Raw genomic sequence first — 13,395 nt, forward strand, 5'->3', positions numbered from 1 at the left:
ACAGGGGCGCCGGCTGTTTCTCCCCGGAGAAACAGCCGGCGCCCCTGTCGTGCGTGGTCGGCCGCTGGTGCCGTGACCGGCAAAGCCTGCCGGTCACGGCACCAGTGCCCCTCCCGGCACTAGAACCGGTACGGCCAGTAGACGTCCATGCAGGCGTCCTTCTCGGACCCGTTGACTGCCTCGGTCCCTTCCAGCGGGTCGTCGTCCCCGGCTGCCTGCTTCGGGTACGTCGCCCCTGTCCGCCAGTCCGAGCCGACCGTGAGAGTCAGCGTGTCGACGTCGGCAGACACCTTGACCGCGCTGGTCGGCAAGGACAGCGCCTCCGCGATCGAGAGCGCATCCGACTTGCCCTGGGCCCCGGAGTCCTTCGGGTACGTCACCGCGGTGGTCAGCGCCGACCCGGGCGAGGTCGAGGCGGTGGCCTTGGTGAAGCCCTTGGACCGGAGGATGTCCCGGACGTCCGCCGCCCGGCCGCCGGTGGCGACCTGACCGTCGGCCGCAGTGCCGTTGACCACCGTGAGGTCGAGAGCGTCGGGCGCGGCCACGGTCGGGCTCTTGTCCTTCGTCCCGGACTTGTTCTTCGTCCCGGACTTCTTGCGGTCTGTCGGGTCGAGCGACTCGTCGTCCCGCAGCAGCGCCCAGAGCTTGTCGGCGGCGACCGGCTTCGGCAGCACGTGGTTGTCGTCCTGCGGATCCGCGATCCGCGGCATGGTCAGCATGTTGATCTTGTCCATCGGTACGTTCTTGAGCTGCATACCGAGATCGAACAGCTTCTTCACCGAGCCGATCTCCTCAGAGACCTGGAGCGACTTGGTCGCCGTCTCGGCGAGATCCATCAGCCGCCCGGTGTCGGTGAACGCGTTCTGGTTCTTCAGCTCACGGATGACCGAATTCAAGTACATGTGCTGGGCCTTGGCCCGGCCGATGTCGCTCTCGAAGGCGTGCCGGGTACGCAGCCACTGCAGCGCCTTCTTGCCCTTGATCTTGTGCGTGCCCTCGGTCAGCTTCAGATAGGAGCCGCCGGGAACATTGGGCTTGGGGATGTCGTAGACGTTGTCCTTCACGCACACGTCGGCGCCGCCCACGGCGTCCGCCATGGCGACCACACCGGCGAAGTCGACCATCACCCAGTGGTCGATGTAGACGCCGGTCAGCTGCTCCCAGGTGTCCAGCGTGCAGCCCGGGCCGCCACGGCCGAGCGACTCGTTGATGAGCGCGTTGGTGGCCTGGTACTCGTGGTCGGTGTCGGGGTCCACGCACTTCGGGATGTCGACGCGCGTATCACGCGGAATGCTGACGACCGAGGCGTTCTTCCGGTCGGCCGATACATGGAGCAGCATCTGCACATCGGCCAGCGGCTTGGCGCCGACGCTCGCCTTCGAGCCGCCGAGCTTCAGATTCTCCTTGGAATTACGACTGTCCGAGCCGATCAGCAAGATGTTCAGCGGGGTCTGGCCCGCGGCGTTCGGAGCGGTCTTCTTCGCCGCGCTGTTCCCGGCGCTGCGATGTCCCTTGCGGAGATTGCTGTTCAGGTGCTGGTACCAGAGATAACCGGCGGCGCCGGTGCCGAGTATGACCAGCGCGAGTACGTACGCGACCCAGCGCAGTATGCGGCGCTTTCCGCGTTTCCCACGTCGGCGCGACGTACCGCGCCGACGCCCGCCGTGACCAGGCCTCTCCCGGTCCGCGCCGGCACCCCGTCCGTCCCGGCCTGCGGCCGGACCGTCCGTGTACAGGTCGTCGTCCCAGCCGACTTGGCCGGCATGCCGGACGCGTGGTCGCGTCCCCTCCCCGGGCGTGCTGCTCCGTCCCACCGGGACCCCCCCCTGCTGCTCAGACTCGTGGAATGGCGCAGTGACCCGGTGTCACTTCGCGCACTCTGCCTTGGCGGCGTTTGCTAGCGGTATGTCTGCCGGCACCTTTGCGGGTCCGGTGACGGGCACACCCGCGCCCTTGAAGTCCGCGCCCAGGGTCAGGACCATCGCCTGGAGTCCCTCCGCGTCGGTGGTGCCCTGCTTCAGGGCCGAGCCGGGCAGCCCCATCATGGCGGCGAGTGCGCGGGCCTGGTCCGCCTGGTTGGGGGCGTACTCGAGCGTCGTCTTGGAGATCTTCGCCGGGGCGTTGGCCTTGTTGGTGGACTTGGGCACGCCCTGGTTGTTCTGCAGCCACGCGACCGTCTCCTGCGCGGCACCCGCCCGGTCGCCGCCGTTGAAGACATCGACGCGTACGTCGGCGGCGGCGGCCTTGGTCCCCTTGAGCAGTGCGTCCTGCTTGCTCCTGGCGGCCTTCTTCTGCTTCTTCACCTCGGTCAGCGAGGTGTCCTCACCCATCATCTGGAACAGCGGGTCGGACTTGGCGGTGTTGAGCACCACCGTCGCGTGGACCTTCTCGGCCGGGTTGTCTATCACCGGGACCGTCACGAAGGTGATGTTCTTGGTGTCGACCTTGCTGAGCTCCTTGGCGAGCGACACCAGCTTCGTCCCCGAGCCGATGGCCTTGTCGACCGTGAGCGCCTTGGTCGCCGCGTTCGCCAGCTTGTACAGCTTCGTCGGACTGGTCAGCGTGTCGTCCGACTTCATCTGCCGGATCATCGAGCCGATGAACTGCTGCTGCACCTTGATCCGGTCCAGGTCACTCTGATTGCCGAAGCTGTGCCGGGTCCGTACGAACGCCAGCGCGTCCTCGCCCTGGATCGTGCTCTCACCCTCCGGCAGGTCGAGGTGCGACTTGGAGTCCTTGACCGGGTGGGCCAGGCAGACCTTGACGCCGCCGACCGCCGTGGACAGCTCCTTCACCGCGTTGAAGTCGACCATCATGAAGTGGTCGACCTTCAGGCCGGTGATCTCCTCGACCGTACGCATGGTGCAGCCCGGGTCGCGTCCTTCCTGGCCCAGGCTGACGTTGAACCGGACGTTCTGCGTCCCCGGAATGACCTTCTTCGTGCCGTCCGGCTGCGTGGTTTCGCAGTCCGGGATATTGGTGATCAGGTCGCGGGGGATGCTCAGCGCCGTCGCGTTGGTGCGGTCCTTGGAGACGTGAAAAAGAATGTTGGTGTCGGCGTGGCCGGTGCTGCCCTTGTCGCCGTACCCCTCATTGCCCTTACCGGTCCGCTTGTCGGTGCCGATGATCAGGATGTTGAGGGGGCCGTCGGAGGTGACGTTCTTGTTTCCGGCGTCACCGACGTCGACAGTGCTCAGGTTGCCGTTGAAGTGCTGGTACAGCGCGTAGGCGCCGACCGAGAGGCCGACGAGCACGAAGGCCATCACGCCGCCCGTCCAGATGAGCGCCTTCCTGCGGCGGGACTTGGGCTGCTTGCGCTTGCGCCGGCCCGCGGTGTCCGGACCGGAGCCTTCCGGCCCGCGCGGGCCATTGGCCGCACGACGGCCACGCTGTGCCGGCACCTCGCGGCGCGGCCCGTTGCCGCGCCCGCCGCCGTCACGCGCACCGCTTCTGCGTTCGCCACCGCCCTCACGAACAGAACCTGCACTCCTGGAACCACGCTGCCCCGGAGGGGTCGGCCTGCGCCTCGAATCCCCTCCGGATTGGGTCAGTCGCAATTCGTAATCACCGGTCTGCGGGTTGAGAACCCATTGGTCTGCGGGATCGATTTCGTCCGCCCGCCCACGGCTTTGCGCATCCACGGTTGTTTGAGTCCTCCGTCGGTGCCACGCGAGGCGCCTCCCCCGGCAAGGCGCTCGATCTTTCGCTCCAGCAGTGCGCGACCTGACGGTCGGTAGCACCGGATCGCGTCACACTATCCGCCAAGTTCGGCGTCGAGCGACGGGCGTGACAAATTCCACGGACCTTACAACTGGTCATTCTGCTCATTGCACGCCGATCGTCGACATCTCCTTGGCCATTGCTTTACTGCTTGCACAGGTCCGCGGCCGCGTTGTTGCCCGAATAGGTGGGCGTGGGGGTCGGACTCGTGGAGTCCGAGGGGTCCCCATTCCCGTCCTTCCTGCGTGCCAGCTCGTCCGCCGGGACCACCGTGACGGGGGTGTCCTGCCGCAGTCGCTCGAAGAGCTTGGTCGCGTCGGGTTGGACGAGTTCGTCCCGGTTCGGGTCGGCGGCGTACGGCTGCCGTGGCACGGTCAGGAACTGCACCTTGTCGGTCGGCACGTTGCGCACGCCGCGCACCAGCGCGTACAGGTCCTTGAGGTTGGCCAGGCCGGGGTCCGTGGTCAGCGACTTGGTGGCCGCGTCCAGTACTGGATAGAGACGGGTCGGGTTGAGCAGGACGCCGTCGCTCTGCATCTTGTTCACCAGTGCGCCGAGGAACCGTTGCTGGCGGTCCATCCGGTCGGTGTCGCTCCCGTTGCCGAGGGACTTGCGGGCCCGTACGTAGCCCAGCGCCTCCTCGCCGTCGAGTTTCTGGCGTCCCGCGCGCAGCTTCAGATGCGCGTCGGGGTCGTCGATCGGTTCCTTGAGACAGACCTCGACACCGTCCACCGCGTCGACCATGTCCTTGAAGCCGTTGAAGTCGACGACCATGTAGTGGTCTATGCGGATGCCGGTCATCCGCTCGACCGTACGGATCGTGCAGGCGGTGCCGCCGAACTCGAAGGCCCAGTTGAACTGGGCGAATTGCTTACGGGTCCGCTTTCCGTCCGATGTGCGGCAACTGGGGATGTCCGTCATCAGATCGCGCGGGAGGGACATCGCGGTGGCGCTCTTCCGGTCCGCGGGGAGATGCAGCAGGATCGTGGTGTCCGAGCGCTGGCTGCCGCCGTAGTCGCGGCCGTACTCCCGGTTGTCACCGGCGCGGCTGTCGGAGCCGATGAGCAGGATGTTCTCCGCGTCGTGCACGACGGACGCGGGGCGCTCCTTCTCGTACGCGCGCAGTTCGGCGGCCGCGGACGTGTCCGTCCTGATGTTGCTGTCGAGCTTCCTGTACAGCCACCAGCCGACGCCCGCGGCCACCAGGACGAGGAACGAGGCGGCGAGCGCGGCCCAGCGCAGCCAGCGGTGCCTGCGTCGGGCGGGGGTGGCGTCGTCCCACCACCGCACACGGGAGGCTTCCCCGTCCGGCCCGTCCTGCGAATTGTCCTGAGGCCCGTCCTGCGACCCGCCCCTCGACGCGGCCTCGTCCTTGTCCGCGGCCGAGCGGTCGGGGTCCGGCGGCGTGCCGGCGCTTTCGGTCACGTCTGCGTCCATCCTTCACGTTCGGCAGCGCGCTGGGCCGCCGGTCGCAGGAGTAGACGGCTGAACCCCACGCTTGGTTGTGCCTCGGGGGAGTCCGGCCATGATCCGCCGGACCTGTACCGCCGATGATGTACCGGAGTTGATCCGCAGGCCCGGGGGCTCGGCCCGCTGTCGGCCGGACGAGTGGCCCTCAGGGCGCTTGTCATGCTGCGGTGTTGGTGACCCGCTCACTCTCGACGCGCTTGGCGAGCCCGTCCTCGTCCAGCCGGTCCAGGTGCCGGCACAGCACCACCGAGCCCCCGGTGGCCAGCGGTGTGTACAGCCCGGCGCTGAGCCCTTCCCAGGTGTTGTAGGTGCGCCCCGTCAGCAGTCGCGACCCGGGCGCCAGACCCAGCTCCGCACCGTCCTCGCGGGCGCGCGCGACCAGTTGCGCCGACGTCAGCGTGTCACCGTCGACGGTCAGCGCGGGCGCGTCCGGGTCCACCGGTGCGAACGGCGCGAACCGGTCGCCCTGGCTCGGCACCTCCACGGCATAGTCCGCGAAGCCCTCGGGTGGCTGCGGGAACCGGCCGCCCAGCGGACGCAGGGCCAGAGCGATGCGCTCGCCGCGGCAGGCGCGCGCCGCGTCGAGCGTGTCCGGACCGGTCACGACGAGGTCGGCGGCGGCGGGGTCACCCTGCACATCGGCGACGACTCCGACCGAGGAACAGGCGAGCAGCCAGACCGCGGACTGCCAGTGCGCGGGCAGCAGGAGGGCGAGCCGGTCGCCGGGTTCCGCGGCCAGGTCGCCCTGCAGCAGATTGGCTGTCTTGGCCACCCAATTGGCGAAGGTGGCCACCGACAGTTCGACCCGTTCTCCGGTGGCGTCGTCGTAGAAAGTGACCATGGGGCGGGCCGGGTCCGCGGCGAGCGCGGAACGCAGCAGGTCGGCAGGGGTGCGGTCGCTGGCGTTCATCCGCGCAAGGGTACGCGGCGGCGCCGGACGGGACCGGGCGCCACAGGTGTCACGTACACCGGTTCGGCAGACGGCTCGTCAATTGGGAGGAGATATCCCGGTAGCCGGAGTTGTTGGATTGTGCCCAGGATCGTTCGTATGCGTGCCTTCATTGCATCCACCATTGGTGTCACCTGCTCGGCAGCCCTCGTACTGCCGCTCGCCGCGCCCGCGGGCGCCGCCCCCGACACCACCGTCACCGCAAAGACCGAGACCGCCGACCCCACCGGGGTGTCCGGGTCGACCCAGTCCCTGCCACTTGCTCCGCTGCCCGCCGCGTCGACGCGGACGACCGGCGCCCCCACCGAGGGGGCCGCCACCGTCGAACGAGGCCTGCCCCGACGCGACGTCCGCCCCTTCTCCCTGGTCGGTGTCGTCTGGAACGACGCCGACGTGGAACTCAACGGCACCGTCCAGGTCCGCACCCGCGCCACCGGCACCACCCACTGGTCGGACTGGCAGGAGCTGGAGACCCACAATGCCGAGCACGGCGCCGACCCCGGCACCGCCGAGCGCGACTCCGGGACCGTCCGCGGCTCCACCGCTCCGCTCTGGGTCGGCGACTCCGACGGCATCGAGGTCCGGGTGAGCCCCGAAGTGACCGACGTACGGGACGGGGGCAGCGGCGCCAGCGTCCCGCTGCCCGACGGACTGCGGCTCGAACTCGTCGACCCGGGCAAGGACCCTCAACAACCCCCCGCAGCCGGCCCGGGAGCCGGAGCCGACGGCGGGGACAGCCGTGCCCCGTCCTCCGAAGCCCTGGTCCTCCCCGCGCTGAGCAAGGCGCAGACCGAGGCGGAGAGCGAGGCCGAGGACGACGTCGCCCCCGGCTCCAAGCCGTACATCGGCCCCCGCCCGAGCATCATCACGCGCAAGGGCTGGGGCGCCGACGAGAAGCTCCGCGAGAGCGCCTTCGTGTACACGAAGTCCGTGAAGGCCGCCTTCATCCACCACACCGCCACGGGCAACAGCTACACGTGTTCGCAAGCGGCCTCGGTCCTTCGCGGTATTTACCGCTACCACGTCACGAGCAGCGGCTGGCGCGACATCGGCTACAACTTCGCCGTCGACAAGTGCGGAAATATCTACGAAGGACGCGCCGGAGGCGTGACGAAGGCCGTCCAGGGCGCGCACACTCTCGGTTTCAATGCCGACAGCATGGGCATTGCGGTGCTCGGAACCTTCACCACGTCCAAGCCGACCACCGCGGTGGTGGACGCCGTCGCCAAGCTCACCGCCTGGAAGCTCGGCCTGTTCGGCGCCGACCCCAGTGGCAGCACCACGCTCGTCTCCGGCGGCGGCAACCGGTTCAAGAAGGGAGCGAAGGTCAAACTCAAGGTCATCTCCGGTCATCGGGACGGTTTCGTCACGGAATGCCCGGGAGCACGCCTCTACGAGGAGCTCGGCACGGCCCGGACCAGCTCCGCCCGTCTGCAAGGCCGCTGACGACCCACCGCTGCGGTCTGCTGCGGGGCTGCCGGACGGTGATGAACCGACCGGTCTGCATAAACTGGCCAGCCAAAACCAGGCCCGGCCCCAGCAGGAAGCAGAGACGTGCCGTGACAGAGGCAAAAGAAGCGATTCTCCTGGTCGGTGGCAAGGGCACCCGACTGCGCCCGCTCACGGTGCACACTCCGAAGCCCATGGTTCCGGCGGCAGGTGTCCCGTTCCTCATGCACCAACTGGCGCGGGCGCGGGCCGCCGGGGTCGAGCACATCGTGCTCGCGACCTCGTACCTGGCGGAGGTCTTCGAACCGTACTTCGGCGACGGCTCGTCGCTCGGCCTGCACATCGAGTACGTCACCGAACGCGAACCGCTCGGCACCGGCGGAGCCATCCGCAACGTGGCGTCCCGTCTCACCTCGGGCCCGGACGAACCCGTGCTCATCTTCAACGGCGACATCCTCACCGGCCTCGACATCCGGGCGCTGGTCACCTCGCACGCCACCTCCGGCGCGGATGTCTCGCTCCACCTCACCCGGGTCGAGGACCCCCGCGCCTTCGGACTCGTACCGACGGACTCCACGGGCAGGGTCACCGCGTTCCTGGAGAAGCCGCAGACGCCCGAGGAGATCGTCACCGACCAGATCAACGCGGGGGCGTACATCTTCCGCCGCTCGGTCATCGACACGATCCCGGCCGACCGACCGGTCTCCGTGGAACGCGAGACCTTCCCCGGACTGCTCGCCTCCGGCGCGCACCTCCAGGGCATGGTCGACTCCACGTACTGGCTGGACCTCGGCACGCCGCAGGCATTCGTACGCGGCTCCGCCGACCTGGTCCTCGGCCGCGCCCCGTCCCCGGCCGTCCCCGGCCGATGCGGCGACCGGCTCGTCCTGCCGACCGCATCCGTCGCCGCCGACGCCAAACTCACCGGCGGTACGGTCATCTGCGAGGACGCCCTGATCGGCGAGGCCGCCCGGATCGACGGCTCCGCGGTACTGGCCGGAGCGGTCGTCGAACCCGGCGCCGTGATCACGGACTCCCTGGTCGGAGCGGGTGCGCGGATCGGCAGCCGTACGGTCCTGGTGGGCGCCGTCATCGGCGACGGCGCCCACGTCGGCGCCGACAACGAACTGCGTGACGGCGTCCGCGTCTGGTGCGGTGCGGTCCTGCCGGACGCGTCGGTCCGTTTCTCGTCGGACGAATGACGGGCGCGCTGCGGCGCGTACCCTCGATAGGCACCCCCGACGACCGAGGACCTCATCCGTGGCAGGACGATTCGCTCCCCGCAACGCCCCGCGCACGCCCGTCCCACGCCAGGTGCCGACCGGTCCGGCACCGGAGGCACTGACCCGGGACTGGACCCCGCCGGGCCCGCTCGACCTGCGCCTCGTCCTCGGCCCGCTGCGCCGCGGCCCCGCCGACCCCACGTTCCGCATCGACCGGGACGGCTCGGTCTGGCGGGCCACCCGCACCCCGGCAGGCCCCGGCACGCTTCACATCATCGACCGGGGCGGCCGGATCGAGGCGACGGCCTGGGGCCCCGGCGCGTCCTGGCTGCTGGACCAGCTCCCGACCCTGCTCGGCGCGGAGGACGACCCGGAAGCATTCCGCCCCCGCCACCGCCTGGTCGCCGCGGCCCGGCACCGCCGCCCCGGACTGCGCCTGCTGCGCACCGGTCTGGTGCTGGAGTCGTTGATCCCGTCGATCCTGGAACAGAAGGTCACCACCGACGAGGCCTACCGTGCCTGGCGCATTTTGGTCCGTACATACGGCACTCCGGCCCCCGGTCCGGCAGCGACCCTCTTCGGCACGCACGGCCTGCACGTCATGCCGGACCCGCGCACCTGGTCGCTGATCCCGTCCTGGGAATGGCACCGCGCCGGCGTCGACGCCAAGCGGTCGGCCACGATCCTGCGCGCGGTACGAGTCGCCCGCCGCCTGGAGGAAGCGGCGACGATGCCCCTCCCCGAGGCCACTGCCCGCTTGGAACTGATTCCCGGCATCGGCCCCTGGACCTCGGCGGAAACCCTCCAACGAGCCAACGGTGCCCCCGACGCGGTCACCGTGGGCGACCTCCACCTCCCCGGCATCATCGGGCACGCCCTGGCAGGCAACAGAAACGCCGACGACGAGGAAATGCTGACGCTGCTTACCCCCTACGAGGGCCAGCGCCACCGAGCCACACGCCTCATCCTGCTCTCGGGCCACACCCCGTCCCGCAGAGCTCCGCGCATGACAAGAGGCGACATCGCCCGCCTCTGAGACGTCCTCAAGCACCCGACGCGGCCTCGCAGTCCACGATCAGCCGTGTCGCCCACGAGCCCGTCCGGCGATCGAGGACGAAGAAGCCCCGGAGCCGCCCCAGGTCTCGGGGAAGGGGCAGGCAGGGGAAAACCCCCTCCCCGGCCCACCTCACCGCACCGCGACGAACCCCTCCGCACCCCGCTCCGCCCGGGCCACCGGCGCAACCGCCGGACGCCCGACCGCCACCGCACCCAACGGATCCCACTCCGCCGGCAGATCCAGCACCTCACGCACCACATCGCGGCAGAACATCGTCGACGACACCCACGCCGACCCGAGCTGCTCACCGGCCAGCGCCACCAGGAAGTTCTGGACGCCCGCCCCCGCCGCGACCACGAACATCTCGCGCTCCGCAGCATCCCGCCGCGCGTCCCCGTATGTATGGGCGCCATCCATCACCAGGCACGGCACCGCCAGATACGGCGCCCGGCGCAGCACATCGCCCCGCCGCACCCGCTTGGCGATCGACTCCTCGCTCTTGCCGTCGCGGCGCAGATCCGCGATCCACGCATCCCGCATCGCGTCGAGCAGCCGGGTCCGCGACTCCTCGGACTCCAGGAGTACGAACCGCCACGGTGTCGTGTGATGCGGCGCCGGCGCCGTCACCGCCGCGGCCACGGCGCGCCGTACCGCCGCCGGGTCCACAGGCTCGTCCGTGAACTCCCGGACCGTACGCCGCAGCGTCACCGCTTCCCGTACCGCCTCGGACGTCCCGAGCCGGAACATGTCCTCGGCGGCGACCCGCACCATCGCCCGGGCCCCGGCCTCCGCGTCCGCCGGGTCCACCACATGCGAGAGCCCCCGCACGATCGCGACCGGCAGCCCCTCCGCCTTGCCCTTGACCAGGTCACCGGCCGCGGCGAGCTCGTCCGCGGTGGCGACCACGGTGGCGCTGAGCGGATTGCCGTGCGCATCCGTCCCGCCCCGCAGATCGTCCAGCACCCGGACTCCGGACGCCCCGATGGCGATGTCGGTCAGCCCGTTGCGCCACGGCCGCCCGAAAGTGTCCGTGATCAGGACCCCGACCTCGACGCCGAGGGTGTCCCGCAGCCCGTCCCGGATCGTCCGCGCGGAGGCGTCCGGGTCCTCGGGGAGCAGCAGGACCGTCCCGGCGGGGGTGTTCGAGGCGTCGACCCCGGCCGCTGCCATGACCAGGCCCTGCCGGTTCTCGACGATCCGCAGCGTGCCGCGGCGCGCCACCACCCGTACGGTCTCGGCGTCGATCGCCGCCTCCCGGTCGGTGGCTTCGGCGATCCGGCCCTCCGCCTTGGAGACGATCTTCGAGGTGACGAGCAGGACGTCACCGTCGACCAGCCCCGGCTCGGTGGCGGCGATCAGCTTCGCGAGGTTGTCACCGGCCCGTACCTCGGGCATCCCAGGAAGCGCCCACACCCGGTACGAGGGGGCCTCACCGGCAGCCGCGCCGCTCACGCCCGTACCTCTTCGGCCAGCGCCAGCGCCTGCCTCGCCATCTCGGCGGTTGCGTCCACGTCCGTCATCATCAGCGGCACGGCGCGGCAGCGGATGCCCGCGGCCTCCACCTCGTCGACCGTGCCGGCGTCCACCGTGTCGACGAGCCAGCCGTCGAGCAGCCCGGAGCCGTAGTGCCGGGCGACGGCGGCCGCCGTGGACTCCACGCCCACTGCGGCGAGCACCTTGTCCGCCATGCCGCGCACCGGCGCGTCCCCGACGATGGGGGAGAGGCCGACGACCGGCACCCCGGCCTCGGCGATCGCTTCCCGGATCCCGGGCACGGCGAGGATGGTGCCGACCGAGACGACGGGGTTGGACGGCGGGAAGAGGATGACGTCGGCGTCGGCGACGGCCTCCAGGACACCGGGCGCCGGCTTCGCCTGCTCGGCACCGACGGGCACGATCGCCTGCGCCTGGACCGAGGCGCGCAGCTTCACCCAGTACTCCTGGAAGTGGATCGCCTTTCGTTCACCGTCGATGTCGACGGCGACATGCGTCTCGATCCGGTCGTCGGACATCGGCAGCAGCCGGATCCCGGGCCTCCAGCGTGCGCAGAGAGCTTCGGTGACGGCGCTCAGCGGGTAGCCGGCGCCCAGCATCTGCGTACGGACGATGTGGGTCGCGAAGTCACGGTCGCCGAGCCCGAACCATTCGGGTCCCACGCCGTATGCCGCGAGTTCCTCCTTGACGTGGAAGCTCTCGTCGGTACGGCCCCAGCCCTGCTCCTCGTTGATGCCCCCGCCGAGGGTGTACATCACGGTGTCGAGGTCGGGGCAGACCTTGAGTCCGAACAGATGGATGTCGTCACCGGTGTTGCCGATCACCGTGATGTCCGCGTCGGGCGCGGCCTGCTTGAGGCCACGCAGAAAACGAGCACCACCGATACCGCCGGCCAGAACCACAATGCGCATGCAGACCAGTCTGTCAGGCGCAGCCTGATCGTTGTCGGGGTGGTGGTGGGCGGCGGGTGGGACTGCCGGGCGCAGCCTGATCGTTGTCGGGGTGGTGGTGGTGGGTGGCGGGTGGGACTGTCAGACGTGTACGGCGTCGGCAGTTGCCGAGGCGCACTGTGCCGCGTGCATGGGCATCTCGGTCAGCCCCGGGTAGTAGATGTGCAGGCTGACGGCCGGTTCGAGGGAGTCGTTGACCACTTCGTGGACGTATCCGGGCGCGAACACGCGCTGCGCACCGGCGTCCAGCGACCGCATGCCGCGCTCTGTACGCTCGGTCAATTCGCCTTCCAGGACGGTCAGTACGCCGGAAGACAGCCCGTGGTCGTGCAGCCCGCTGCCCTGACCGGGAACCCAGCTGAGCAGCCACACCTCGTAACCGAGTGGGGTCTCCCCTGCTCGAGCGGAGCCGAGAGCTCGGGGAACGGTGCGGAGCCGGTGGTACCAGCGCGTGGTCGCGTCGTACTGGACGAGCGGCGCCCACTGCGAGCGGTCGGCGGCGATGCTGCGGGCGAGCCCGACGAACTCGGCCACTGTGGAGGGGTGCTGGCGGGCGGGCCGGAGGAGGTGCTGGACCTCAAGGATGTCGCCGGCGATCTGGAGGTCGCTGTTGCTGTTCATGGGTGCGGTGGTTCCTCGGCAAGTGAGTGCAGGGCAAGAGTGCAGATGCAGAGATCCAGGGGTGTCGCGAGGACCGAGGACCGGGGAGGGGCCGGGCAGCCGTCGCCGAGAAGCCGTTCGACGGGGTGGTCCGGAGAAGGGTCGAGGTCCGGAGAAGAGCTGCGACTAGCTGGAGCGCGAAGGCCTCAACAGCTGAGACAGCTGGAACAGCAACAGCGAGCCTGGACAGCGGTGCGGAACCCACGGAGGTGGGTCACGCGCATCACGGAGGTCGCTGGCATGACAGCAAGGGAACCGAGCAAAGCTCCCATTGTCAACCTGATGCCCGATTTGGCGGTAATGGTTCACCCCATCCGGTTACTCCGGTCGGGGAAAGGTTTGTGCACCCGCCGCGCCGGAGATGTGGCGCAACAACGGCGCCCCTAAACGTCGTAGCGGTCTCGTGACCCGACTGTGATCTTG

At 69.7% G+C, this 13,395-nt stretch carries 10 protein-coding genes; 3 read left to right on the top strand and 7 right to left on the bottom strand.

The annotated features are described in order from the left end of the window. Positions 1-119: 119 nt before the first annotated feature. The 4 genes from OG395_RS31980 to OG395_RS31995 all read right to left on the bottom strand — a co-directional run bounded on the left by OG395_RS31980 (position 120) and on the right by OG395_RS31995 (position 6,100). Positions 120-1,814 (bottom strand): LCP family protein, encoded by a 1,695-nt coding sequence (locus OG395_RS31980; protein WP_327246018.1) that lies wholly within the window; start codon positions 1,812-1,814, stop codon positions 120-122. 51 nt (positions 1,815-1,865) lie between these two features. Next, positions 1,866-3,641, bottom strand: coding sequence for an LCP family protein (locus OG395_RS31985; RefSeq protein WP_327246019.1), 1,776 nt, complete (start codon positions 3,639-3,641; stop codon positions 1,866-1,868). Between the two features lie 223 nt (positions 3,642-3,864). Next, complete coding sequence (locus OG395_RS31990; protein ID WP_327246020.1) at positions 3,865-5,145, bottom strand: LCP family protein; 1,281 nt, start codon at positions 5,143-5,145, stop codon at positions 3,865-3,867. Between the two features lie 202 nt (positions 5,146-5,347). Next, the gene (locus OG395_RS31995) at positions 5,348-6,100 is read right to left on the bottom strand and encodes a TIGR03089 family protein (RefSeq protein WP_327246021.1); all 753 of its coding nucleotides are present in this window, start codon (positions 6,098-6,100) and stop codon (positions 5,348-5,350) included. A 138-nt stretch (positions 6,101-6,238) separates the two neighbouring features. On the opposite strand from OG395_RS31995, the gene OG395_RS32000 reads away from it, so the two are divergent. From OG395_RS32000 to OG395_RS32010, 3 genes are all read left to right on the top strand, one after another. Beyond that, entirely contained in the window at positions 6,239-7,585 is a 1,347-nt protein-coding gene (locus OG395_RS32000; RefSeq protein WP_327246022.1) for a peptidoglycan recognition protein family protein, read from the top strand. A gap of 113 nt (positions 7,586-7,698) precedes the next feature. Further along, positions 7,699-8,790 (top strand): NDP-sugar synthase, encoded by a 1,092-nt coding sequence (locus tag OG395_RS32005; RefSeq protein WP_266984946.1) that lies wholly within the window; start codon positions 7,699-7,701, stop codon positions 8,788-8,790. Between the two features lie 58 nt (positions 8,791-8,848). Then, the gene (locus OG395_RS32010) at positions 8,849-9,847 is read left to right on the top strand and encodes a DNA-3-methyladenine glycosylase family protein (protein WP_327246023.1); all 999 of its coding nucleotides are present in this window, start codon (positions 8,849-8,851) and stop codon (positions 9,845-9,847) included. 150 nt (positions 9,848-9,997) lie between these two features. Here OG395_RS32010 and OG395_RS32015 read toward each other — a convergent pair whose 3' ends face one another. The 3 genes from OG395_RS32015 to OG395_RS32025 all read right to left on the bottom strand — a co-directional run bounded on the left by OG395_RS32015 (position 9,998) and on the right by OG395_RS32025 (position 12,933). Continuing rightward, a complete protein-coding gene (locus OG395_RS32015) occupies positions 9,998-11,320 on the bottom strand; it encodes a coenzyme F420-0:L-glutamate ligase (RefSeq protein WP_327246024.1) in 1,323 nt (440 codons plus the stop codon). Next, positions 11,317-12,273 (bottom strand): 2-phospho-L-lactate transferase, encoded by a 957-nt coding sequence (gene cofD, locus OG395_RS32020; RefSeq protein WP_327246025.1) that lies wholly within the window; start codon positions 12,271-12,273, stop codon positions 11,317-11,319. Before cofD ends, OG395_RS32015 begins: the two co-directional genes overlap by 4 nt. Before the next feature lie 120 nt (positions 12,274-12,393). Beyond that, positions 12,394-12,933 (bottom strand): cysteine dioxygenase, encoded by a 540-nt coding sequence (locus OG395_RS32025; protein ID WP_327246026.1) that lies wholly within the window; start codon positions 12,931-12,933, stop codon positions 12,394-12,396. Positions 12,934-13,395 lie beyond the last annotated feature (462 nt).

Origin of the sequence: Streptomyces sp. NBC_01320, from assembly GCF_035974375.1 — a bacterium.
Lineage (GTDB): Bacteria > Actinomycetota > Actinomycetes > Streptomycetales > Streptomycetaceae > Streptomyces > Streptomyces yanii.